Raw genomic sequence first — 25425 nt, 5'->3', positions numbered from 1 at the left:
AGATAGGAAAAAATATTTTAAATAAATAGCATAAAATTGTGATAAAATTAATTTATAATGTTTGAGCTAAATATAGTAGATAACTTATCATATGATAGATAATTTTTAAGAGGTGGTAAGATGAAAAACTTTAGAGATTTAGGTGGAAATAAAACAGAGGATGGTAGAACTGTAAAGTATGGTTTATTTTATAGGTCTGCAAAATTATCAAATTTGAGTAAGAACGATATAAAGGTTTTAAAAGAATTAAATATCAAATACGTATTTGATTATAGAAGTGATGAAGAGGCTCGTAAACATCCATCAACAATAATATCAAATATAAAAAATATAAGAATTCCCGCAATGAGAGAATTAGAAGAATCAGGAGGTCGTTTTGGTTCTATAGAAGATATGATTGATGGGTTATTTGAAAAAGATGGTGCGTTTAATATGCTAAATAATAGCTATTATAATCTACCTGTAAATAATCCTTCATATAAAAAACTAGTAGAACTTATAAAAGATTACTCTAATTTGCCAATACTAAATCATTGTACAGCTGGTAAGGATAGAACTGGTGTAGGAAGTGCTATAATTCTTATGATTTTGGGTGTATCAAGAGAAAATATAATGAAAGATTATCTAAAAAGCAATGAGTTTGCAGACAAGGAAATAGAAAGGTTTATAGAATATAAACCTAAATTTAAAGATATTCCAAAAGTAAGATTAAATTATATATTTGGTGTAAATGAAGAATATATGAAGACAGCTTTTAGAAGAATTGATGAGGAATACAATAGTGTAGAAGAGTATCTGTATGGAGAATTTAATTTAAATAAAGAAGAGATAAAAAATTTGAGAAATCAATATCTAGAGTAAAAGGTGATTTTATGAGTTTAAATATAACCGCTAGACAGATAAATATAATAAAGATACTGTTAAATTCAAAAGATACAATGAGTGGACTTGCCTTAAGCCAAGAAATAGGGTGCTCTTCAAAGACTATACAAAATGAAATAAAGGATATTAACAAACAGCTTAAAAATGGTAAAATTTTATCAATCAGAGGTGTTGGTTATAAGTTAGAGGGAAGCTTTGATGAAGTGAATTTAAATAGTAACCTTTATGATGATGTAGATAGGGTAGAATATATAATCAGAAAAATACTAACTTTAAGCAATGAAGAAAAAAATACTATAAGGCTTGAAGATTTAGCAGATTCTATGTATGTAAGTGTTTCAACAGTAAAAAATGATTTAAAAGAAGTAAAGAGGATATTGGATAAGTATTCAATTTCCGTTAAATCTAAGCATAAACAAGGTATATGTATTTCTGAAAATGAAGATAAGATATTAAATTGTATAATTGATTTAAGTAATAAGAGAGACAATCAACTCAGTCTAAATGATTTTTTAAATGATGATATAAAAGAAAAAAAGTTAATAATAAAAAAAATACTATTAGATGTATTAAATGAAAATGGATTAGTACTAACTGATATAGAATTTAAGAATGTATTAAATAATATATTAGTTATTTTGAGCAGGCATAAGTATGATGAAAAAGAATTTATAAAGGAATATGTAGAAACCTATAGCTACAAGAGAAGTTTAATATTAGAAAATGAACAGAACAAAGAAATCATAATAAATTCAATAAGAACGTTTTGTAAAAATTTAAAGCTAGCTACATCAATAGATATAAGTCATGATGATATATTTGAAGAATATCTATATAAGCATATCAGTAGCTTGTGTAAGAAAATAAAGTTAGGCATGAATCAATCACCTATAATAGCACAAGATATTAAAATAAAGTATCCATTTGCGTTTGAATTAGCTAATATAGCTAAAAAAACAATAGAACAAGATTTAAAAATAGAAATCAACGAAGATGAAGTTGCAAATATAGCTCTACATATAGGAGGTGCTATTGAGAGAGCATCCTATAATAATAAAGATAAGGTTTTCAAAGCGATAATAGTTTGTACATCAGGTATAGGCACCTCAATGTTAATAAAAGCTAAATTAGATAATATATTTAGAGAAAAGCTAGAAATATTAAAAATTATTCCTTCATATCTAGTTGAATATGTAAAGGTTATAGATGTTGATTTTGTAATATCTACTGTACCTATTGAAATAGGTGATATACCAGTAATAAACATATCTCCAATGTTGAGTGAAAAGGAAATTAAATTAATTGAAAAATATATAGAAACAGGCAATATATATTTGGATTTAGATATAAAAAACTTATTTGATAGTGAGTTGTTTTTTACTGATTTAGATTTTAAATATAAAGAAGAAGTTATAGATTTTATGGCAAGTGAACTTGTACAAAAAGGTTATATAGATGATGATATGAAAAACTCTTACTTTGAGAGAGAAAAAATAGCAACAACAGAAATAGGCAACATGGTATCTATACCACATGGAGCTATTGGAAAGGTTTTTGATAATAAAATAGCAATTGGAATACTAAAAAAACCAATTGCTTGGGAAATATCAGATGTGCGCTTAATAATAATGTTGGCACTTGATAAAGATAAAATATTAGATTATGAAGTTATATTTTCAAACATATACAAAAGAGTGGATTCTATAGCAAAAGTTATAAGCATATGTGAAAATAGCAATTTCGAAAAATTTGTAAACATGTTTAAATAGAGATATATACAGCATGGTGCTGTATATACACATGTAAATTTGGATAATATAAAACTAAATAAGATGAAAACGATAAATTTCTCTTTTAATTAAGAGAAATTTTTTGACTTTCAGGAATATTAATATGGAGTTAAGATATTAAACATAAGATAAATAAATAAAAAGAGGTGGCAAAATGATTTATACAGTAACATTAAATCCATCAATAGATTATATAGTTAAATTAGATGAATTAAATAGAGGAAGCACAAATCGTGTAAATGAAGAATACGTTTATCCAGGAGGAAAAGGTATAAATGTATCTTGTATACTTAAAGAACTTGGACATGACAATACATCATTAGGTTTTATAAGTGGTTTTACTGGTGAATATATAGTAAAGACGTTGGAGGAAAAAAAATTAAAGACAGACTTTATAAAATTGAAAAACGGTTTTTCAAGAATAAATGTAAAAATAAAAGTGTCAGAGGAAACCGAAATTAATGGACAAGGACCCAATATAAGTGATGAATATATCAATCTATTATATAAAAAACTTGATAAATTAAATCAAGATGATATTTTAATATTGGCAGGTAGTATACCGTCTACTTTGGATGAAAAATTATATGAAAATATAATGTCTAGGCTAGAAGAAAAGAATATAAAAATTGTTGTAGATGCAACAAAAAATCTTCTTCTTAATGTCTTAAAATATAAGCCTTTCCTAATTAAACCTAATAATGATGAACTAGAGGAAATGTTTGATGTCAAATTAAATTCAAATGAAGATATAGTAAAGTATGCTAAAAAGTTAAAAGAAATGGGAGCTGAAAATGTCTTAGTATCCATGGGTAAAGATGGAGCATTACTGATTACAGAAGATAATGAAGTATTTATAAGTGATGTACCTAAAGGAGCTGTAAAAAATTCTGCAGGAGCAGGAGACTCTATGGTAGCAGGATTTATATCTGGATATCTAAGTACTGGTGAATATGATTATGCTCTTAAATTAGGTGCAGCCTCAGGGAGTGCAACTGCTTTTTCATATGATTTAGCTGAAAGAAAATGTATTGATAAATTAGTAAACGAAATATCTGTTAAAAGATTTTAAAAATAACATAAAAAATATATAGAGAGGAAATGAGAACTTATGAAAATTATAGATTTATTAGATGAAAAATCAATTAAATTAAATTTAAAGTCAAAAAACAAACCAGAAGTAATAGAAGAACTAGTTGATTTAGTTGCAAATAGTGGTAATTTAAATGATAAAGAAAACTATAAGAAAGCAATTTTAGCCCGTGAAGAGATGAGTACAACAGGCATTGGAGAAGGTGTAGCTATTCCTCATGCTAAGACTACATCAGTTGACAAAGCTTGTATAGCAGCTGCGGTATCAAAGGAAGGTATAGATTATGAATCTTTTGATGGAAGCTTGTCAAATTTATTTTTTATGATAGCTGCACCAGATGGAGCTAATAATACACATCTTGAAGTATTATCAAGATTATCTACAATACTTATGGATGAAGATTTTAGAAATAAACTTATAAATTCAAATTCAGCAAGAGAATTCAAAGAAATAATAGATAAAAAAGAAAGAGAAAAATTCAGTGAAGAATATCAGGATGAAGAAATTAGTAAAGAAGATACTGTAAATAAGAAAGATAAAAATATTAGTAAATATCCTCAAGTTTTAGCAGTAACAGCGTGTCCAACAGGAATAGCACATACATTTATGGCAGCTGAAAGTTTAAATAAAATGGCTGAAAGTAAAGGTATCTTTATAAAAGTAGAAACTAATGGCTCAGCAGGAGTTAAGAATAGACTTACAAAAGAAGAGATAGAAAATGCTACATGTATAATAGTAGCAGCAGATAAAAATGTTGAAATGGCTAGATTTGATGGCAAAAAAGTTATAAAAACTAAGGTTGCTGATGGTATACACAAAGCGGAAGAACTTATAGATAAAGCTGTAAATGGAGATGCTCCAATTTATCATGGAGGAGGAGAAGGAAGTCACAACGAATCAGATGAAGAAAGTGAAAGTGGATTTAGAAAAGTATACAAACATTTAATGAATGGTGTATCTAATATGTTGCCATTTGTTATTGGTGGAGGTATACTTATAGCTTTAGCATTCTTACTTGATGATTACTCTATTGACCCTTCACATTTTGGTTCAAATACACCAATAGCAGCATTTTTTAAGGGAATTGGGGATAAAGCATTTGGATTTATGTTACCTGTACTTGCAGGTTATATAGCATATTCTATATCTGATAGACCTGCATTTGTTGTAGGTTTTGTAGGAGGAGCTCTTGCAGGAGATGGTGGTTCAGGTTTTCTAGGGGCACTACTTGCAGGTTTTATAGCAGGATATTTAGTAGAAGGACTTAAGAAAATATTTAACGTATTACCAACTTCATTAGAAGGAATAAAACCAGTATTATTATATCCTTTATTTGGAACTCTTTTGATGGGTGTTATAATGACATTTCTAGTAATACCTCCAGTTACAGCAATTAATAATGCTATGGTTGGATTCCTAAATAGTTTAGGTGGAACTTCAAAAATAGTTTTAGGATTAGTGTTAGGCGGAATGATGGCTGTAGATATGGGTGGACCTGTAAATAAAGCAGCTTATGTATTTGGTGTAGCATCGCTTGAATCAGGGCAATTTGAAATAATGGCAGCAGTAATGGCTGGTGGTATGGTTCCACCACTTGCGATAGCTCTTGCAACTACATTTTTCAAAAATAGATTTACAAAAGAAGAAAGAGAGTCTGGTAAAGTTAACTATGTAATGGGGTTATCATTTGTAACAGAGGGAGCAATACCTTTTGCAGCTGGAGACCCACTTCATGTTATACCAGCTTGTGTTGGAGGTTCAGCAGTAGCAGGAGCACTTAGTATGTTATTTAATGCAGCTCTTCGTGCGCCTCATGGAGGAGTATTTGTTATACCAGTAGTTACTCATCCTCTTGGATATATAGTAGCTATAATTGTAGGTGCTATAGTTGGAATGATGCTTTTAGCACTGCTTAAAAAACCATTGAATCAAAGAGCATAATAACTAAAATCTGTTTAATAAATAAAAATATGATGTTTTATAAAATTTAATATATTATTGAATTATCATAAGATAAGGGTTTATATAAAAAAGTGAGTTAAGTCTGATATACAGAGTTTACTCACTTTTTTTATAATAAATATATTACTTAGAATATTATAATTAACAAAGATTAAAATTTTTCTGATGGTTTCAATTTTATTATTAAATTATCTACACATTACATATTTTGTTTAATTTTATTCATATGTAAATTTAAATAATTTGGTGTATTTATATTTTTTAATTACATTTATTTGTTTCAAATCACTCATTTTAATTTTTCACAATATATTATAAGTTATGTCAGCTAGCTGACATAACTTATAATATATTTTAGTAGTCTTAGTCACTAGAGTCTTGCTAATTTAGTTCTACTCTATATGCTCTAAATCAATACCATATTTTCTTTCACCTTTTATAACTTTGAATTTATCATTTTTATTAGGATAAATAGTCACAACATTGTCTTTATACTCTGATTCATCACATTTTATACTAAGTGGCATAAGCTCTGATTCTCCATATAGATAAGTAACAGGCTTATTATTGTTCATAACAACAATTTGTACCATATCTCTATCTTTTGGAGAAGATATATTTCTCCATTTATATCCTACAGCTTTATATATATCGTTTGCTGATGTTCCAGACTTAAAGATAAATATTTTATCCCATTCAGGAGGCATTACCTTTGCTAGTCTTATTTCATTGTTGTTTTCACTAGCTTTCATAAGTGAAGAAGCGAATTGTCCGAATTTCTCATCTTCTTCATTTTTCTCAAATTTAACTAACTCACTAGATTTGTCAACTACACTCCATTTATCTTTATTTTTTTCTAACTTAAAGTTAATTTTAGAAATACATTCTCCATGTTTTCCTGGTTCAGTAACTATAACCTTTTCTCCCGATGTGTTTTTATAATCGTGTTGTTCAATTTGAACATGATTATGTCCTGCAACTATCGCATCAATACCATCAATTTGTTGAGCTAAATCCTGTATTCTATTACCTGGATTTTTAGGTTTTTTAGGCTTTTCACCTGTGTGTGCAACAGCTACTATTATATCTGGATTTTCTTTTTCCATGATTTTTACCCACTTTTTGGCATCTTCTACTAAATCATTCATATATAGTTCACCATCATAACCTTCTTGGTCTTTTAGCTCTAAAGATTTAGAATCCACAAGTTCTCCATTTTCATTTAGCTGTTTTCCTTCACCAACTTCTTTTATAGTAAGTCCAAGAATTCCTAGCTTTACATTTCCTTCTGGTGTATCAATATTTTTTATTATGTATGGTTTTGTATAGCTATCCCCATTTTTCTTATAAGTATTAGCTGATAATACATCTATTTTTTGTTTTTCAAAATCAGATATCATATTATCTAAATGATATTTATTAAGGGAGATAAATTCATGATTACCAAGAACTACAGCATCATAACCGACTTCTTTCATGTCCTTTGAAATAGGAGTTTCAATATAGCTTTCAGTTTTGTTGTTGTTATCTTTAAGCATAGCATTAGAATAATCATCCATACTACTACCTAAAGCTACTCCACGGTCAAAGAAGTCTCCAGCATCTACTAAAGTTATATTTTTATCTTTTTCTCTTTGTTTCCTTACATAAGAAGTTAATTCATAAGGGATGTTACCATGTAAATCGGTAGTGGCTAATACATTTATTTCTGTTGTATGTTTTGAAGTACACCCAGACATTAGCAATATAAATAAACAAGTAATGCCTATAATTATTTTGTTTTTCATAAAACCTCCATTTTATTTTTTTGAATATTTGTTTTAGTGTCATTAACTACATAATCCTCCTACAATATCAATGGTAATATATTACTATATAAAAATCAACTATATATTTCATAGACATATAAATTGATAGAGAGAAAAATAAACCTCCTTAAAGAAAAATCAATTAAAAGTAATCTCAAAAGAATTTTAAATTATATAATAAGATTGGTTAACTATAGCATCTTTGAGAACATGATAAACAAATAATCTATAGTCTTGTGTTTATTTTTTTATATTATTTATAATAAATAAACTCTATGATGGAAAAACTATTATTATTTAACATGTAAAGGAGTATTTAAAATGAATGAATCGTATTGGGTTTTAAATTCAAGTCCCAAAGAATATAAAAAATTAGGTGAGAATATAAAAGTAGAATGTCTAGTAGTAGGAGGAGGAATAACTGGATTAACAACTGCATATCTATTAGCAAAAGAAGGTAAAAAAGTAGCGCTTGTTGAAGCTGATAAAATAGGATATGGAACTTCAGGAAGAAATACTGGTAAAGTAACTTGTCAACATGATATAGTATATTCTAAAATAGAGAAAAAATATGGATTAGATAAAGCTAAATCATATTATAATGCAAATAATGAAGCTTTAAAATTGATTGAGAAAATAATCAGTGAAAATAATATAAAATGTGATTTCCAAAGGATTCCATCTTTTGTTTTTACAGAGAAGGAAGAAGCTATAAAGGATATTAAAGATGAATATCGTACATGTAAAAAAATAGATATAGATTGCGAATATCATGAAACTATAAATGATATTCCATTAGATGTAAAAGGAGCTATTCGTTTTTCTAATCAAGGTCAATTTAATCCAAAGCAATATGTTGATGGTCTGGCAGAAGTAGCAGTAAATTTAGGTCTAAAAATATATGAAAATACGCCAATAGTAGACCTAGAAAAAGGAGCTATATGTAGAGTTAAGACTAGAGATAATAATATAATAGAAGCTGAAAATGTTATAATTTCATCTCATAGTCCATGGTATGATGGATTGAATTTTTATTTTGCAAAGGAATATGCAGAACGTGCTTATTTAATGGTTGCAGTCCTACAAAATGAATTGCCAGAGGGTATATTTATAAGTATAGATGACCCAGCAATAACTTTTAGACAATGTAATGATGAAAGTAACAGCTTATTAATCTTTGGAGGAGGAGACCACAAAGTTGGTCAAGGTGGAACTGAAGAAGAAATATTTGATGATTTAGAACGTTATGGTAAAGAAGTATTTAAGGTGGAAGATTTTAAATATAAATGGTCTGCTCAAGACAATATGAGTTTTGATAATGTTCCTTATATAGGTTATATCAATAAAAGAGAGAATAATATTTATGTAGCTACAGGATTTTCTAAATGGGGAATGACTAATGGAACTGCTGCAGGAATAATAATAAAGGATTTAATAATAAATAAAACTTCTGACTATAAAGATACTTTCAATCCTTCAAGATTAGGTAGTTATTTTTCAAAGGACTTTATAAAGGAAAATGCAAATGTAGCAATGAATTATGTCACTGGAAAGTTAAAAATAGGTAGTGGAGATATGCCTAAAAGTAGTGGTGAAGGAAAGATTGTTAACATTGATGGAAAAAGATATGGTGTTTACAAAGATGATAGAGGAGATTTTTATATTGTAGATACCACATGTACTCATTTAGGATGTGAACTTAATTTTAATAGTGAAGAAAAAACATGGGATTGTCCATGTCATGGTTCAAGATTTGACTATAAGGGAAATATACTTGAAGGTCCAGCACTTAAGCCATTAAAACTTTATGGTCATGGCGATAATGATGTTAATCCTAAGTTATTATAGAATATAGAATGTTTTGGAAAGGTAAATTATTTATGAATAAACTTTTAAAGCCAATAACCATTTTACTTTATATAGTATATGTTTTATGTGCCATATTTTTTGCTACAAATAGAGCTTTTGGAAGTGTAGGTTTAGTAGCAATCAGCTTAATTGGTACTTTTATACTGAGTATTTTAAATAGGCAAAATAAAAGACTTTTGAGCAATGAATTATATATTGTACTTGCATTATTTATAATGTTTGCATCATTATTAGGGACTTGTTTTAATTTTTATGACATAAATTATTATGATGATTTTTTACATCTATGGTCGGGTATAATATCATGTATTGTAGCATTTTCTACAATTAAATATTTTTATATACAGAAAGATGTAAGTAAGATGAGTAAAATATTTTTAGTTATATTTGTATTTATGTTTAGTATGGGAGTGGCTAGTTTGTGGGAAATAGGTGAATTTCTAATGGATACTTTTATTGGGACTACTACACAAGCTGGGGGACTAGAAGATACTATGATTGATATGGTAGATGCTTTAATAGGTACAATTATAACTATTCCTTTTATAATAAAAAAATCAAATGCATAGTTTAAAATTAATTACAATGGATTTAATTAGTCATATGAAGTTTAAGAAATTATATGACTAATTAAATCCATTCTTTATTGTATGTAAAGTTTACGTTTCGCATTTTTTATAAATTTTACTCCATAAATAGAAAGTATTTTATCCTATTTTACTATCCATAATTTACAACATCTAGTATTGTCACACTTGTGTTAGTATACTGTTGTTATTTGATAAAATATATTATAAATTGTATCTTTAATAGTATTAAGAAGTAAAAAATTTAAAAAAGATAATATATTATAAAAACATGATATAATTACTATGAAATAAAGGCTATATTTTTGGCTGATAAAAGGGTTTTATAAAAGTTTTATGGTTACAGATGTTGATGAATTTTTGACAAGTAATTAAAAATAAATTATATAAATATAATTTTTATATTTGTAAGTAATTAAAAATTAAGGAATTGTTAAAAATAGTAATATTTTATGTGATAATATAAAGAGTAGATAAAGTATTAGGAGGAACATTGAGTGTTAAAAAAGTGGTTTGGTATTATGAAAAAGAGACAAAAAGTTGAGGAAGCAAAAGAAGAAGGTGAAATAATATTAAAAAATGAAAAAATTTTATATGAAGAAAATTTAATTGATAACGAAAAAAAAGTATTATACTGTAAAGAGGAAGTTATAAGTAAAGAAAATGAGTCTTTAAACCAAGAAGAACATTTGTCTGATAAAGAAGATGAAGTGTTAAGCAAAGAAGTAGTATATGATAATAAAAACAAAGTCTTATCTAAAGAAGAATTAATAATAAATAATGACAAAGAAGAATTAATAGTTAATGATGATGATATAACTTTAAATAAAGTAGAAATAGAAACTGATGATACGGAAATAGCAGAGAAAAGTATAAATAGCGAAGAAATACTAATTAATAAAAATACCACAGAATTAGATAAAAAAGAAGTGTTTATTACTGAGGAATTTATCAAATTAAATAAAAAAGAAATACTGCTTGAAAGTAAAAAAACAGATTCTAAAGAACTTGAAGAAATTGACCAAAGTGAAAATAATATTCTAGTAACAGACACTATTGAAGTTGAAGAAAAACAAGTAAGTGATACAAATGAATACTTGACAAAAGAAGATTTAAATTACATAAAAGAAATAAAAATAAGACGAGGAAGAAGTATAAAAGCAATAAACCTATATACTAAAGAAGAGAAGATTTTTGATACTCACATTCAATGTAGTAAAAATCTTAAGGTACCACTTGGCTACATAAGAGAAAATTTAAAATATGGATATATGGATTACTTTGGAGAAGCTATAAATTATTTAAGTAAAGTGTTAAAGGTAGAAGAATACTGTAAAAATGAATGGAGCTATCTAGAAAATAGTAAATCTCCATCTGAGATATTTAATATTCTTAATGACAAAATATTTAGTACAAGACTTTCTGATAAAAAGAGAAATGAAATTTTAACTAATGATAAGATTGAAACAATAAAAATGAATTATAAGTTTGAATGTATTGATGAAGAATACGATGAATACTTTAAAAAATATAAGTCTATAATCAAAAGAGGTGGAAAGAAAAAGATTGAATTAGTAAATAAAAAAGGCGAAGTATTAGAGATATTTAAGTCTTTAGAAGAATGTTCTATTTATTTGCAAAAAGAAAAAAATGAAGTTATACAAATGTTAAAGTATGGAGATACAAAAATAGGAAGAAATTTCATAAGATATAGTTTAAGAAATATTTAATTTCATTTTAAATTCATGAGAGTTTCATTTCTGATTCACACATTTAATATTATTTTAATGTAAAATAATAAAAGTGAAGTATTGTACAATTAAAATTAAGGAGGATATTAATGTCTGAAGAAAAAAATTCAAAAGAGAATACATTGAATGAAATTAAAAATTCAGAAAATGTAAGTTCTAAACAAGATGATGTGTCAGGTGAAACAAATACTGACAACAAAGTCAAGAAAAGAGAAATAAAATTAAGTAGTAAAAAACTTAAAGCAGTTATAGCAATTGTTGCAGTAGGGGCAATTTGCTTGGGTGGAGGCTATGTCTCTGGAAAAGAAGCTGGAAGAAAATTACCAGCTACTTCAAAGCGTTATAATAGTAATGAAGTAGTAGCTACTATTGGGGATAAAAAAATTACAGGGGAAATGTTAAGAAAAAGAATGGAGCCATTATTTTATTTAAATGCAAAAAATACTATGAGTGATGATGAAATACGTTCGTATGAATCAAATATGATTGAGACTATGATTACATCAGATATATTATCCTCAGAAGCAGCAAAAGAAAAGATAAGCATAACTGATGACGAATTAAATGCTCAATATGATAATCTAATGTCTAGTATAGAATCTGCAATGGGAATGACAAAAGAAGAATTTCTAAAGCAATTTGACTTGACTGAGAAATATATAAAAGACGATATGAAAAAAGAACTAATAGCATCCAAATACTTAAATGAAGCATCAAAGGTAACAGATAAAGATGCACAAAGTTATTATGATAAAAACAAGAGCAATTATTTACAAGTTAGAGCTTCACATATTTTAATAAAAACTGTTGATGATAAAGGTAAACAGGTCAGTGATAGTAAAAAAGCTGAACTTAAAAAACAAGCAGAAGAAATACTTAAAAAAGCAGAAGCTGGAGAAGATTTTGCTACTCTAGCTAAAAAGTATTCTGAAGATAGTAGTGCAGAATCAGGTGGAGATTTAGGATTCTTTGGGAAAGGTCAAATGGTAGAATCTTTTGAAAAAGCTGCATTTGCTTTGAAAAAAGGAGAAATATCTAGTAAGCTTGTAGAAAGTGATTATGGATACCATATAATTAAGAAAATAGATGAAAAATATCAACCATTTGAAGAAGTAAAATCAGATTTAGTAAGTACTTTAACATCAGAAAAGCAAAACTTACTTATAAATGATTTAAAGGAAAAATACAACGTAAAACTTACAGATAAATATCAAATGAAAGCAAAGCAATAGAATAAGTCAATTTATTAAAAAGAAGAAAATATTAATATATATATCTAAAAGCTGTTTTTGTTCTTAAATAGAGAACTTAAACAGCTTTTATTATTTTTCCATAAAATTAAATCGCTCAAAAATGAAATTATAAAAAAATAACATGCATAAATTAACGATGAAAACGTATTTTGAATTTAAATTATTTGATTGAAAATCTATATAAAATATAAAAAAAATAAATAAAAAAATTTAAAAGCTAAAAAAATACTATTCAAATATATATACTAAAGTTATTCTTTAAAAATACTTAAAAAATAATATTTTTCATAATTTTAAAAATAATAATAAAAAAATGAAAATATTAACAATAATCTATTGAGTAATATAAAAAAAGATGCTATTATAAGTATGTGTTAAAATGATTAAGCTAATCTTATGTACTGAATTTAACTATAAAAATAATAAGGGGGCGTTTTTTTATGTCAAATACTGAAAGCGTATCTAAAAAAGCTAGTCATCCGAAGAGTTTTTGGCTTGTTTGTATGACAATTTTATGGGAAAGATTTAGTTATTATGGATTAACAGCTTTGTTGGTATTATTTTTTACAGCGAGTGTAGCTCAAGGTGGTCTAGGACTTTCTACTCAAGAAGCAACTTCAATGTTTGGTTTGTTTACAGGTCTTATATATCTTACACCATTAATTGGTGGTTGGTTGGCAGATAAAGTTTTAGGTCAACAAAAATGTATATCTATAGGTGCACTTTTAATAGCAATAGGTGACTTTGTTTTGTTTGCATCGTCTACATCTATTAGTATGGTTTGGGTAGGCCTATCAATAATCATTTTAGGAAATGGTTTTTTTAAATCAAGTTGTTCCAATATAGTTGGTGATATATATCCTAAAACCGAGGTATCAAGAAAAGACGCAGCATATAGTTTATTCTATATGGCAGTAAATGTAGGTGCATTCATAGCTCCAATCATATGTGGATTGCTTTCTGATAATGTATTTGCAGTAAGAGGAGTAAACGGAGATATAGTGTCTTATGGATATAAGATGGCATTCTTAGTTTGTGGTATAGGTATGATGCTTGGTATGATTATATTTACACTTCTTGCGCCAAAGCTACTAAAAGAAGTTGGAAAACATCCAGTTACTAAGGGAAATAAAGGTGAAAAAATTGAGTATGGGCCACTTACTAAATTAGAGAAAAATAGAATAGTAGCAATGGTTGTGTTATTCTTATTTGTAGTTTTATTTTGGACAGCATACTATCAAACACAAAGTTCATTTATGATTTATGTAAGAGATAATGTAAATAGAACTCTATTTGGATTTGAAATGCCAGTGGCATGGCTTACATCATTAAATGCTATATTATGTGTAGCGTTATGCCCTGTATTAGCTACTTTGTGGGTTAAATTATCTAATACTAAAAGAGGCGATTTTTCTATTCCAGTTAAAATGGGATTAGGAATGATAATAATGGGTCTTGGTTTTATAGTTATGGTATTTGCCACATTAGCCAATGGTTCAGATGGAACAATAAAGGCTAGCATACTTTTTATAGTAGTAACCTATATATTTACAACTGTAGGGGAGTTATTTTTGTCTCCTATAGGTCTTGCAATGTTTAATAAGTTAGCTCCAGCTAAATATGCTACATTGTCTATGGGTGCATGGTATCTGACAAGTTTTTTTGCTAGTTTGTTATCAGGAAAAATTGCTGGATTTACAGCTACATTAGGTTTTTTACAAATCTTTGGAGGAATAGCAGGAGTCTTAATAATCTTTGGTTTAATATTACTTGGATTAAGAAATATGTTGACAAAATTAATGGCAATGGATTTGTTAACAGAAACAAAATAATCCATACTTAATTAGTGAAAATAAAGGAAATTACATTTGAATATAAAATCAAACGTAATTTCCTCTTTAATTATGAAAAAAAAGCTTTACACAGATAGATATTGTAATTAAAATTATAATTGTGATAATTAGAGTGTATAAGATTTATATAGATTATATAAAAGGAAAATTTATGTAATGAACTTTACATACTTATATATTTAGTTATTCAAACTATTATTTTGAGGAGGTCTTGTTGTGAATATAAAAGACAGAGTAAATGAATTAAGAAGACTTATGGAAGAAAAAAATATTGATGCTTATATGATTCCGTCTTCTGACAATCATCAAAGTGAATATGTAGGAGATTACTTCAAATCAAGAGAGTTTATATCAGGATTTAATGGTTCAGCTGGAACAGTTATTGTGACTAAAGATGAAGCTGGATTATGGACAGATGGAAGATACTTTATACAAGCAGAATCTCAATTAGAAGGAAGTACAATAAAATTATTTAAAATGGGACAAGAAGGTTGCCCAACTACTGATGAATATTTATATACAAATATTCCAGAAGGTGGAACTTTAGGTTTTGATGGTAAAGTTATATGTGCTAAAGAAGGAGCTACATTAGCTGAAAAATTATCTAAAAAAGGTATAAAAGTAGAATACCAATATGATTTAATAGATAGCATATGGCCAGATAGACCAGCTTTATCAGATAGTAAAGCATTTTTATTAGATGTTAAATACTGTGGAGAAAGTTTTAGTTCAAAGTTAGCTAGATTGAGAGAAAAAATGAGTGAAAAAGGTACTTCTACTCATGTAATAACTACTCTTGATGATATAGCATGGTTATTTAACATAAGAGGTGGAGATGTTAAATACAATCCAGTCGTACTTTCTTATGCAGTGATAACTTTAAAAGAAGTTTATTTATTTGTTGATGAAAGTAAATTAAATGAAGAGATATTAAATGAATTGGCTAAAGAAAATGTACAAATAAGACCATATAATGATGTATATGATTTTGTAAAACATATAGATAAAGATGAAAAAGTTTTAGTTGATGGAACTAAGATTAACTATGCAATTTACAATAATATACCTTGTGGAGTTGAAAAAGTTGATGAGTTTAATCCAGTAATGTTCTTTAAGGCTCAAAAAAATGAGGTAGAATTAGAGAATATAAGAAATTCACATGTTAAAGATGGTGTAGCTTTCACTAAATTTATGTACTGGTTAAAGAATAATGTAGGTAAGATGGAAATAACTGAAATAAGTGCTACTGAAAAATTAGAGGGACTAAGAAGAGAACAAGAAGGATTCTTTGAACCAAGTTTCAATACAATTGCTGCATATAAAGAGCATGCTGCTATGATGCACTATAGTGCAACTCCAGAATCAAACTATAAGTTAGAAGCTGAAGGACTATTCTTAGTAGATTCAGGTGGACAATATTATGATGGAACTACTGATATAACTAGAACTACAGTATTAGGACCTATAAGTGATGAATTAAAATTACATTTCACTTCTGTAGCAAGAGGTATGATAAATCTTTCTAAGGTTAAATTCTTACATGGTTGTAGAGGGTACAACCTAGATATATTATCTAGAAGCTGTATGTGGAATATGGGAATAGATTATCAATGTGGAACTGGACATGGTATAGGATTTGTATTAAATGTTCATGAAGCTCCAAATGGATTTAGATGGAGAGTAGTTCCTGAAAGATTTGATAGCGCAGTTCTTGAAGAAGGTATGGTAACTACTAATGAACCAGGTATATATATAGAAGGTTCTCATGGTATAAGAACAGAAAATGAAATAGTAGTTAGAAAAGCTGAAAAGAATTTTTATGGTCAATTTATGGAGTTTGAAGTTGTTACATTAGCTCCTATTGATTTAGATGGTATAGTTCCAGAATTAATGAATCAAGATGAAAAAGATTATTTAAACTGGTATCATAAATTAGTTTATGATAAAATATCTCCTTTCCTAACTGGTGAAGAAAGAGAATGGTTAAAAGTTTATACTAGAGCTATATAGTTTTGTAATTGAATACTATAAATAAATCGAGGCATTTTAATGCCTCGATTTTTGATATCTTATCTATTAAACTTAAACATAGTTTTTACTTTGATAATTCTACAAGTTTTTTATTCATTATAAGTAATATAATTCCAAATAGCAATAAGAATGAAGGGATTACTATAAATACTTGTAACATACCAAGGTGGTCTATAATAGTCTGTGTATAACCAGACAATTTATTTGCTGCAAATTTACCTAAGAACCAAACACCCATTAGGAATGAAATATATTTTTCTGGTGAAAGTTTATTTACCATGCCATATCCAACTGGAGAAAAACAAATCTCTCCTATACTTTGGAATGTTAAAAATCCAATTACCCAAAATACACTTGCTTTCTGAAGTGAATTAGGGTCAGTTCCTGTTTGTATAACTGCGACTATCATAAATAAAAATGCCACAGCTAATAGTATAAATCCTAGACTCATTTTTGAAGGTACACTTAAATCACCTTTTTTAGTCTGAGATAATTTTACCCAGATTAAAGCAGATATAGGACCAAGGATGACGCATAGAAGACCATTATATGAATCTATCCATGAGGTTGGTATTTGAAAATTACCAACAGTCAGATTTATGTGTTCTTTTGTATACAAAGCTATAGACATAGAAGCCTGGTTATATGCTATCCAAAAGAATACTGTAAAAAAAGCTAATATTAATATTACTATTATTCTTTTTTTCTCAACTGAAGTTAATGGTTTTGAAGCAAGTAATTTCTTATATTCTAATGATTTCTTTATAGTTTCTTTTCGACTACTAAATTCATTACTTGAAGATTTATAAAATTTTTTGTGACCAAATATAAAGAATAACAAACCTATTAAAACAGTAATTGAAGCAAATAAAAATACATATCTGTAACCATACATATTTATAGAAGTACCATTTTTCATAGCAAACCATTCATTAGCGACCAAACCACAGATTAAAGGGCCAAATAATGTTCCCAGATTAGTAGACATATATGTAATAGAAAAAGCCCCATCTTTTCTTGGGTCATCATTAGTATATAAGTTTCCAACTAAGGTATGTAAGTTTCCCTTATAAAAACCTATTCCTAATCCAGACAAGAATATCATGACGTTTACATCCATTTTGCTATTTGCCAGATATCCTAAAAAGTAGCCAATTGAAACCATTATCATTCCAAGCATAATACAATTTTTTGGACCTAAAAATCTATCACTAACCCATCCACCAATAACAGGAGAAAAATAAGTCCATGCTAAGAAAGATGCAAGCATTGATGCAGATTCTGCTGGTGTTAACCCTAAACCACCTTTAGATACTTGTTCAGCCAAAAATAATAAGAGTACTAATTTCATACCATAGTATGCAAGTCCTACAAATGTAAATATTGAACAACAAAAATATAAATCCTTAGGCTGTTTAAGTTTTTCTTGAGTTTTTAAAACTGACATATGTCGAGAACCTCCAGACCAATAATTTAACAAAATTTTTCCATACTATATGAGTATATGTTTTTTTTATAAAGACGTCAACTTATGGCATAAAAAAATAAAGCCTTAATAATATGTAAAAATAGCATTATTTTATAGATTCAGTAATATTTTTTTATAAGAATATATGTTATTATTATATTAAAATACAACATATTATGGAAAGGATATGCCAATTTAGTAGTTAGATTGATTGTTTGGCAGGTGGGATGAGCTATGATAAGAAAGAAATCTGAATTACAAGTAGAAGTAAAAGAAAATTTAACTGGTGGTGTTGGAAAAGTTAAGCTTGAAAACATATTACAAATTGATGAGCTTAAAGGAAAAGGAAGATTATTTAAAAGGATAACTTTACCAGTAGGAAGTTCGATTGGTGTGCATGACCATACAACTGATTTTGAGGTATATTATATATTAAAGGGGAAAGGTAAAGTTTTTGATAATGGGGAATTTGTAGAAGTAAATGAAGGTGATGTAATATATACTGCTGATGGTGAAGAACATTCTATAGAGAATATAGGGGAAGAAGAACTTGAATTTGTAGCAGTAGTTTTATATGTGTAAAATATGGAGGAGGAGTTATGACAAGCAAGATAGAAGAAATTAAAGACAAGATAAATAGATTTTGCAACTCCAATTTAAATCAAGAATATAAAGATATAAGTTTTAAAATCTTGCAAGACCTTTTAGATAATAATAAAGAGATAATTCATTCTTCTAGAGCTGATATATGGTCTTCAGCTATATTAAACATAGTTTTGGAGCAAAATCTCTTATATAATAAGAAGCATCCATTACATATAACCAAAAAGGAATTTTCAAAACAAATAGGTGTTTCTTTAAACACTATAAACAATAAATCATCATTGATAAAGGAAGTCTGTAATATTGACTTTTTAAATCAAGATACTATTGCTATCTCTAATATTGAGTTTTGGGTAAGAGAGAGTAATTCTAAATCCAAAGCCATAGATTTAGAGTTAGAAAAGAAAAAAATACTTTATAAAAGATATATTAAACTATCACAAGAAGCTAAAAACCATATTGAGTCAATTAGGTATATGGAAGAAGCTGTAAATATTGGGAAAAGCATGATTACTAAAGAAGATAGACAACTTGGATTTTGGAAAGGTATATCTACTAGAGCTTATATGGTAGCACTTGAGTCTCTTGCTAGGAAGTTAGAGAGTATTGATAATTTAAAAGAAGCTAGAAAGGTATTAGAGTATTTAATAGAAATCAATCCTGATGATGAACAAGGAATAAGGTATAAATTGTTCAATGTATTAATTAGGTTAAATGATAGAACAGCAATAAATAATTTATTTGAAATGTATAAAGAAGAAAAGTCTGCTACATGGATGTATAGCAAAGCTCTTTATTATTTTAAAAATAAAAATATGTTTTTAGCAAGTGATGCTATTAAAAGTGCTAAAAATAAAAACAAATATATTGGATTATATTTAATAGATTGGCGAAATGCCTTTGGTAGAGAGTTTGTTACAGCAGAAGAAAAGGGAGAAGCTGTCTATTACTATGATGAAAATATAGTACTGTGGAATGAAGTTAAAGGTTCTATGGATTGGTTATTGAAAAAAATGTTGGAATTTTCATAAAAAGAACTACTCCTTATTACTGATAAAAAAATAAGGAGTAGTTTTTTTATTTATACATCTAATTTTAAATCGCCTGGTTTTATCATACCTTTTTTTCTCATAAATTCTGATATTATTAGAGTTATAATAGCAGGAAGTACAAAGTTAAGTAAAAGTATACCAACCCACATCGTTATGCCACCTTTTCCAGCACTTTGCATGGCAGTTACTGTTCCAAATTGTCCAACTAATCCACAAGTTCCCATACCAGAGCCAATAGGTATATTTTCCATTTTAAATATTGTTGTAGATAATGGGCCAAGTATTATTGAAGCTATTGTAGGTGGTATCCAAATTTTCCAGTTTTTTATTATATTGGGTACTTGGAGCATGGATGTACCAAGTCCTTGAGCTACAAGACCTCCTACTCCATTTTCTCTAAAACTCATAACAGCAAAACCTATCATTTGGCAACAACAACCGACAGTTGCTGCTCCACCAGCAAGCCCTCCCAAACTTAACATCATACAAATAGCTGCACTACTTATGGGTAGTGTAAGAGCTATTCCGACAAGTGCAGAGACAATAGCTCCCATTATTATAGGTTGCATAGTTGTTGCTTGCATTATTATGTTTCCAAATGAAGTCATAAATGCAGAAACTGCTGGTCCAATAAGTTCTGCCACAAGTACTCCTATTAGTATTGTTACAGCAGGTGTAACTAATATGTCTACCTTTGTTTCTTTTGAAACTAATTTTCCAATTTCTACTGCAAAAAGTGTAGCGACAAATGCACCAACAGGTCCTCCTAATTCATTACCACAAGCACCAACAAGTGCACAAGAAAATAGTACAAGGGGAGGAGCTTGAAGTCCATATGCAATAGCTACTGCAATAGCTGGACCTGTAACTTGCTTAGCAAGTGGGCTTATAACTTCAGTAAAAAGAGATATGTTAAAGTTATCTCCTAATGTGTTAAAAATTGTTCCAATTAAAAGGGAAGAAAAAAGGCCGAGTGCCATATAACTTAATGCGTCAATAAGATACCTTTGAACAGAAATTTCAATATTTTTACTTTTAGCAAATGATTTAAAATTTCTTTTTTTGCAATTGATTTCCAATTTAAAATCCTCCTCATATAATACAAATATAATTTCTTTTTAATTAATTATATAACTTTTCAGCTGACAAGACAAATGTTATTTCACTAATTTAAAAGTATTTTAATAGCAATAAAATAACAGTAAATTTAGTTTTAAATTTTAAATTTATGGTTTATAATTAGTATAGGGATATTCTGAAATATAATAATTTTCCAGTTTATCCCAATATTTAACTTAGGTAGATTGCTTATAAAACAAATGATCATATACTAGGCTAAAAGGAAGTGGATAGATGAGATTTGTAGAAAATAAGAAATACAGAAAAATTGCCATAATTATATCTATTCCTATATTGCTTGTTGCGCAGTACTACCTTTTTAAATTTGGAATATTTAGACCAATGGTAAAAGGAGTAGAAATTGAAATTGTAGATGGGGAATATGTTAAAGATATAGATAAATATGTAGTAAAATTAAACGAAACAGTTACCTTGTCTACTGGTGAATATATTAAAGTTCCTTCATATGCTAAAGATCCAAATATTTGGTTTAATGTTTTAGATAATTCAGGGACTCTAAAAATAGAAGGAAATAAGATGACAGCATTAAAGGTTGGGTATTCTTCTGTTGGTATTATGAAAAATTCGAGAGTACTAAAAAAAGCTACTATAAAAGTAGTAGACCCAGAAGTAGAATCTTTAGATATGGAAATTAATGGAGAGTTAAAACATGTTGGTGATAGTGCCACTATAGAGAGTACAATAGAGGTTGACTATGAGAAGTTTAAAAAATCATATAAACCAATTTACAAAAGTAGCAACGAAGATGTTTTAAAAATTAAAGGAAACAAAGTAAGTGCAGTTGGAGTTGGAAAAGCTGTAATATATGCTAAGTGTGGAAACAAAGAAGTTGAGAGAACTTTTAGAATCCAAGCTAAAGTTGCTGAGATAAATATGAATAATATAAAAATAGAAGTTGACCAAAATGAGAAACTAAAACCAGATATAATAACTTCTCCACCAGGCTTAGAACCACCAAAAATACACTATGAGTTGGCTGATTCAAAATTACCTGTAGAAAGAGCTATAAGTCTAAGTAGTGATGGAAGTGTAGTAGGTCTTAGAGAAGGTAAAGAAAGAGTAAGGATAACTTGTGGAGATAAGTCTAAGATAATAACTGTAACAGTAGTCAAAGAAACTATAACTAATGACTATATACAAAATTTAGTAGGTTCACATAAAATAGTAAATAACAAAGTTATTATTAAACTTGAATGGGATTATATGAAAGATGTTTTTGACTATGATATATATCTTAAAGACAAATTATCAGGAGAATCATTTAAGAAAATTAAATCTATAACTATAAATGAGCGTGATTTAGGTAAATCCCAAAAGATATATGCTACTATAGAAATTGATGTAAAAGATAGTCAGAGTATAGATTATGATATTTATGTTCTAGGTAAGAAAGACTCAGATACAACTAAGCCAAGTAATGTAATAAACATTACTAATGTGAATGGTAATGGCAACTCAGATAATAATGATAGCATACAAAACATGAAGGTTGAAAATATATCAGCTAATGTTGACAGAGATAACAATGTTATTAGAGTTAACTGGAGTAGTGTATCTCATAAAGAATGTACCTATAGTATATATGTAAAAAATAATACTAATGGAGATGGTGAGTTTACTTTGTATCAAAGTGACATACAAGGGAATGAACATACTATAAGTATTCCTGAAGGAGATTTAAATTTAGATATCTATGTAGTTGCAAATTACAATGGACAAAATTCTAAAAATAGTGATGTTATAAATGTAAGATAAATTTATGATTTATTGAGAAATTAAATCATTATAAGAAGAGGATAGTATGGGGGTAATCATACTATCCTTTTTATTTTATTGAAATATACTGGTATTAAATTTTTAGTGTAAAAATATTTATTGCTAGTTAATATCATCTACAATTGAATCTAATGCTGCCTGTGTTGCATGTATTAGAGTTGTATCAAATAGTGGAACAGAAGTATCATTTTGCTGAATTAGAAGACCTATTTCTGTACATCCTAAGATAACGCCTTCTGCTCCTTGGTTAACAAATTTATCTATAATAGATAAAAAAGATTTTTTAGAGGATTTAGATACAATTCCTAAGCAAAGCTCATTGAATATAATGTTATTTACTATTGAACGTTCTTCTTCATTTGGTATTAAAACCTCAATTCCACTATTTATAATTATATTTTTATAAAAATCTTGCTCCATTGTATACTTAGTACCCAATAAAGCTACCTTTTTGATTTTCTTTTCTTTTAACTCATCAGCAGTCACATTTGCGATGTGTAAAAGTGGAATAGATATATTTTGTTGAATTTTATGTGCAACTTTATGCATAGTATTAGTACATATAACAATAAAGTTTGCTCCTGCGTCTTGTAAATTAATTGCAGCATCAGATAAGATTTTGGCACTTTTTTCCCAATTTCCGCTAGATTGACATTCTTCAATTTCTTGAAAATCTACACTATAAAGTATACATTTAGAAGAATGTAATCCTCCTAATTTTTCCTTGATTACTGTATTTATAACTTGATAATATGTAATGGTGCTCTCCCAACTCATTCCCCCGATTAAGCCTATAGTCTTCATATTCATCACCTTTTCATTCTATTTATTTTGTAATAGCTATTTACAAATACAAGTATAGCATCTAAAATATAAGCATACAATGATAAAATTGTATGGAGGACAATTATCTTTAAAAGGAGTAATTATATGCCAATAAATTCATTTGAAAATTATCCAATGACATGGAAACCACAATTAAACAATCGAAAACCACCAATATATAAAACTTTAGCAATGTTGTTAGAAGAAGACATTGAAAAAGGAAATTTAAATCCTGGAGATAAATTACCTCCACAACGAGAATTAGCAGATTTTCTCGATTTAAATTTAAGTACAATAACACGGGCATTTAAACTTTGTGAAGAAAAAGGATTAATATGTGCAAAAGTAGGAAAAGGGACCTTTATTTCTTCTGATGTAAATGTAAGCAATACATTGCTTTATCAAACAGAATCAAAAGGTATAATTGAACTTGGTACAGTACATCCTCCTTATGAACAAAATACATATATTATCAATTTTATTAAAAATGTATTAAAACAACCAGAAATGGAAAAATTTCTTCAATATATGTCTCCATCAGGTACACACATGCAAAAAAAATCAATTGCAAAATGGTTAGAAAGAAATAATATATATACTAAAGAAGAAAATGTACTTTTATCTACAGGTGGACAAAATGCTATATGCGCTACTTTATTAGGATTATTTAAGGCTGGAGATAGAATTGCAACAGATTCATTGAGTTTTTCTGGAATCAAGTCAATAGCTAAAATGATAGGCATTCAATTAGTTCCAATTCCCCAAGAGAATAATGAAATGTCAATCGAGTCTCTTGAAAATTATTGTAAAAATGAAAACATAAAAGGTATATATATCATTCCAGATTATCATAATCCAACAACACATTCTATGTCTAACTTATCACGTAAGAAAATAGCAGAGATAGCAAAAAAGTATAATATCATAATTATTGAAGATGCTATAAATAGTATTTTTAAACCGGATTTACAAGATCCAGTATTTTCTTTAGCTAGTAATAATACTATATATATTCTTAGTACATCTAAATTTATCTGTGCTGGGCTTAGAGTAGCGTTTGTAGTTGCTCCAAAACGTTATATAGGAAGTCTAGAAAATGCATTATATAATATGAATTTGATGGTTTCCCCATTTAATGCAGAAATAGTACATCGTTTACTGCATTCTCCTATTATAAATAAGATTATTGAAGAAAGAAAAGATGAAATTATAAAAAGAAATGAAGCTACTAATAAGATTTTATCTGATTATAATTTAATTGGTGATAAAAATTGTAGTTTTCGTTGGTTGATTCTTCCAGATGAATGGGATGGAAAATCATTTGAGATATATGCAAAAAATTTAGGTGTTCAGGTATATTGTGCTGAACGTTTTTCAGTTGGTAATTCTATTGTGCCAAAAGCTGTTCGTATTTGTGTAACAGCTCCAAAAGATGTAGAAGAATTAGAGAAAGGGTTGAATACAATAAAGTCACTTCTTAAAAATCAGAGAGATTTTCCTATAATTTAATTAAATAAATAAAAATGCGGAGAAATTTATTATAATAAACCTCCGCTTTTATTATTTGATGAAATACTTTACTTTCTATTAAAATTTTAACTTTAATCATCTTGAAAATATAATCATTTTATGGTAAAATAATTCTTAAAAATAGAAATAATTAATCATTTGTTAAAAAAAAT

At 27.8% G+C, this 25425-nt stretch carries 18 protein-coding genes; 14 read left to right on the top strand and 4 right to left on the bottom strand.

What is annotated here, in order from left to right; translation table 11 throughout:
- The first annotated feature begins 120 nt into the window (after nucleotides 1-120).
- The 4 genes from KGF41_RS00380 (at nucleotide 121) to KGF41_RS00365 (ending at nucleotide 5706) form a co-directional block, all read left to right on the top strand.
- Nucleotides 121-861: a tyrosine-protein phosphatase gene (locus KGF41_RS00380; RefSeq protein ID WP_227856254.1), complete on the top strand. Its 741-nt coding sequence runs from the start codon at nucleotides 121-123 to the stop codon at nucleotides 859-861.
- Nucleotides 862-872: 11 nt separating this feature from the next.
- Nucleotides 873-2651, top strand: a complete 1779-nt coding sequence (locus tag KGF41_RS00375) for a BglG family transcription antiterminator (protein ID WP_227856253.1) — start codon at nucleotides 873-875, stop codon at nucleotides 2649-2651.
- Nucleotides 2652-2826: 175 nt separating this feature from the next.
- A complete protein-coding gene (gene pfkB / locus KGF41_RS00370) occupies nucleotides 2827-3744 on the top strand; it encodes a 1-phosphofructokinase (protein ID WP_227856252.1) in 918 nt (305 codons plus the stop codon).
- Nucleotides 3745-3783: 39 nt separating this feature from the next.
- Nucleotides 3784-5706 (top strand): PTS fructose transporter subunit IIABC, encoded by a 1923-nt coding sequence (locus KGF41_RS00365; RefSeq protein WP_227856251.1) that lies wholly within the window; start codon nucleotides 3784-3786, stop codon nucleotides 5704-5706.
- Nucleotides 5707-6119: 413 nt separating this feature from the next.
- Here the strand turns inward: KGF41_RS00365 and KGF41_RS00360 are convergent, their stop codons facing one another.
- The gene (locus tag KGF41_RS00360; protein ID WP_227828883.1) at nucleotides 6120-7514 is read right to left on the bottom strand and encodes a metallophosphoesterase; all 1395 of its coding nucleotides are present in this window, start codon (nucleotides 7512-7514) and stop codon (nucleotides 6120-6122) included.
- Between the two features lie 342 nt (nucleotides 7515-7856).
- Here KGF41_RS00360 and KGF41_RS00355 point away from each other — a divergent pair, with 342 nt between their 5' ends.
- The 6 genes from KGF41_RS00355 (at nucleotide 7857) to KGF41_RS00330 (ending at nucleotide 16858) form a co-directional block, all read left to right on the top strand.
- Nucleotides 7857-9383 carry an FAD-dependent oxidoreductase gene (locus KGF41_RS00355; protein ID WP_227842228.1) on the top strand — a complete coding sequence of 509 codons (1527 nt, stop codon included), beginning with the start codon at nucleotides 7857-7859 and terminating at the stop codon, nucleotides 9381-9383.
- Nucleotides 9384-9415: 32 nt separating this feature from the next.
- Nucleotides 9416-9973 carry a hypothetical protein gene (locus tag KGF41_RS00350; protein WP_227828881.1) on the top strand — a complete coding sequence of 186 codons (558 nt, stop codon included), beginning with the start codon at nucleotides 9416-9418 and terminating at the stop codon, nucleotides 9971-9973.
- Between the two features lie 515 nt (nucleotides 9974-10488).
- A complete protein-coding gene (locus KGF41_RS00345) occupies nucleotides 10489-11721 on the top strand; it encodes a hypothetical protein (RefSeq protein ID WP_227828880.1) in 1233 nt (410 codons plus the stop codon).
- 110 nt (nucleotides 11722-11831) lie between these two features.
- Nucleotides 11832-12974, top strand: a complete 1143-nt coding sequence (locus KGF41_RS00340; RefSeq protein WP_227828879.1) for a peptidylprolyl isomerase — start codon at nucleotides 11832-11834, stop codon at nucleotides 12972-12974.
- Between the two features lie 461 nt (nucleotides 12975-13435).
- Complete coding sequence (locus KGF41_RS00335) at nucleotides 13436-14827, top strand: peptide MFS transporter (RefSeq protein ID WP_227828878.1); 1392 nt, start codon at nucleotides 13436-13438, stop codon at nucleotides 14825-14827.
- Between the two features lie 237 nt (nucleotides 14828-15064).
- Entirely contained in the window at nucleotides 15065-16858 is a 1794-nt protein-coding gene (locus tag KGF41_RS00330; RefSeq protein ID WP_227828877.1) for an aminopeptidase P family protein, read from the top strand.
- 85 nt (nucleotides 16859-16943) lie between these two features.
- Here the strand turns inward: KGF41_RS00330 and KGF41_RS00325 are convergent, their stop codons facing one another.
- Nucleotides 16944-18326, bottom strand: coding sequence for a peptide MFS transporter (locus KGF41_RS00325; RefSeq protein WP_227828876.1), 1383 nt, complete (start codon nucleotides 18324-18326; stop codon nucleotides 16944-16946).
- Between the two features lie 255 nt (nucleotides 18327-18581).
- Between KGF41_RS00325 and KGF41_RS00320 the strand changes: the two genes are divergently transcribed.
- Nucleotides 18582-18929, top strand: coding sequence for a cupin domain-containing protein (locus tag KGF41_RS00320; protein WP_227437292.1), 348 nt, complete (start codon nucleotides 18582-18584; stop codon nucleotides 18927-18929).
- A 17-nt stretch (nucleotides 18930-18946) separates the two neighbouring features.
- Complete coding sequence (locus tag KGF41_RS00315) at nucleotides 18947-19981, top strand: DUF6398 domain-containing protein (protein WP_227828875.1); 1035 nt, start codon at nucleotides 18947-18949, stop codon at nucleotides 19979-19981.
- A 50-nt stretch (nucleotides 19982-20031) separates the two neighbouring features.
- On the opposite strand, the gene KGF41_RS00310 is transcribed toward KGF41_RS00315, so the two are convergent.
- The gene (locus tag KGF41_RS00310; protein ID WP_227828874.1) at nucleotides 20032-21081 is read right to left on the bottom strand and encodes a PTS transporter subunit IIC; all 1050 of its coding nucleotides are present in this window, start codon (nucleotides 21079-21081) and stop codon (nucleotides 20032-20034) included.
- A gap of 274 nt (nucleotides 21082-21355) precedes the next feature.
- Here KGF41_RS00310 and KGF41_RS00305 point away from each other — a divergent pair, with 274 nt between their 5' ends.
- Nucleotides 21356-22897 carry a hypothetical protein gene (locus KGF41_RS00305; protein ID WP_227828873.1) on the top strand — a complete coding sequence of 514 codons (1542 nt, stop codon included), beginning with the start codon at nucleotides 21356-21358 and terminating at the stop codon, nucleotides 22895-22897.
- A gap of 123 nt (nucleotides 22898-23020) precedes the next feature.
- Here the strand turns inward: KGF41_RS00305 and KGF41_RS00300 are convergent, their stop codons facing one another.
- Nucleotides 23021-23722 (bottom strand): aspartate/glutamate racemase family protein, encoded by a 702-nt coding sequence (locus KGF41_RS00300; RefSeq protein WP_227828872.1) that lies wholly within the window; start codon nucleotides 23720-23722, stop codon nucleotides 23021-23023.
- Nucleotides 23723-23848: 126 nt separating this feature from the next.
- On the opposite strand from KGF41_RS00300, the gene KGF41_RS00295 reads away from it, so the two are divergent.
- Nucleotides 23849-25252, top strand: a complete 1404-nt coding sequence (locus KGF41_RS00295; RefSeq protein WP_227856250.1) for a PLP-dependent aminotransferase family protein — start codon at nucleotides 23849-23851, stop codon at nucleotides 25250-25252.
- Nucleotides 25253-25425 lie beyond the last annotated feature (173 nt).

Origin of the sequence: Clostridioides sp. ZZV14-6150 (assembly GCF_020657875.1) — a bacterium.
Lineage (GTDB): Bacteria > Bacillota > Clostridia > Peptostreptococcales > Peptostreptococcaceae > Clostridioides.
The sequence above is the reverse complement of the archived record's forward strand: the minus strand, read 5'-3'. Positions and strand labels throughout refer to the sequence as shown.

Bases quoted from the DNA above. Each gene is read 5' to 3' on its own strand.
- KGF41_RS00365 (WP_227856251.1), top strand. From the start codon at position 3,784: ATGAAAATTATAGATTTATTAGATGAAAAATCAATTAAATTAAATTTA.
- KGF41_RS00305 (WP_227828873.1), top strand. From the start codon at position 21,356: ATGAGATTTGTAGAAAATAAGAAATACAGAAAAATTGCCATAATTATA.
- pfkB (WP_227856252.1), top strand. From the start codon at position 2,827: ATGATTTATACAGTAACATTAAATCCATCAATAGATTATATAGTTAAA.
- KGF41_RS00300 (WP_227828872.1), bottom strand. From the start codon at position 23,722: ATGAAGACTATAGGCTTAATCGGGGGAATGAGTTGGGAGAGCACCATT.
- KGF41_RS00325 (WP_227828876.1), bottom strand. From the start codon at position 18,326: ATGTCAGTTTTAAAAACTCAAGAAAAACTTAAACAGCCTAAGGATTTA.
- KGF41_RS00350 (WP_227828881.1), top strand. From the start codon at position 9,416: ATGAATAAACTTTTAAAGCCAATAACCATTTTACTTTATATAGTATAT.
- KGF41_RS00375 (WP_227856253.1), top strand. From the start codon at position 873: ATGAGTTTAAATATAACCGCTAGACAGATAAATATAATAAAGATACTG.
- KGF41_RS00360 (WP_227828883.1), bottom strand. From the start codon at position 7,514: ATGAAAAACAAAATAATTATAGGCATTACTTGTTTATTTATATTGCTA.
- KGF41_RS00380 (WP_227856254.1), top strand. From the start codon at position 121: ATGAAAAACTTTAGAGATTTAGGTGGAAATAAAACAGAGGATGGTAGA.
- KGF41_RS00340 (WP_227828879.1), top strand. From the start codon at position 11,832: ATGTCTGAAGAAAAAAATTCAAAAGAGAATACATTGAATGAAATTAAA.
- KGF41_RS00335 (WP_227828878.1), top strand. From the start codon at position 13,436: ATGTCAAATACTGAAAGCGTATCTAAAAAAGCTAGTCATCCGAAGAGT.
- KGF41_RS00355 (WP_227842228.1), top strand. From the start codon at position 7,857: ATGAATGAATCGTATTGGGTTTTAAATTCAAGTCCCAAAGAATATAAA.
- KGF41_RS00315 (WP_227828875.1), top strand. From the start codon at position 18,947: ATGACAAGCAAGATAGAAGAAATTAAAGACAAGATAAATAGATTTTGC.
- KGF41_RS00320 (WP_227437292.1), top strand. From the start codon at position 18,582: ATGATAAGAAAGAAATCTGAATTACAAGTAGAAGTAAAAGAAAATTTA.
- KGF41_RS00295 (WP_227856250.1), top strand. From the start codon at position 23,849: ATGCCAATAAATTCATTTGAAAATTATCCAATGACATGGAAACCACAA.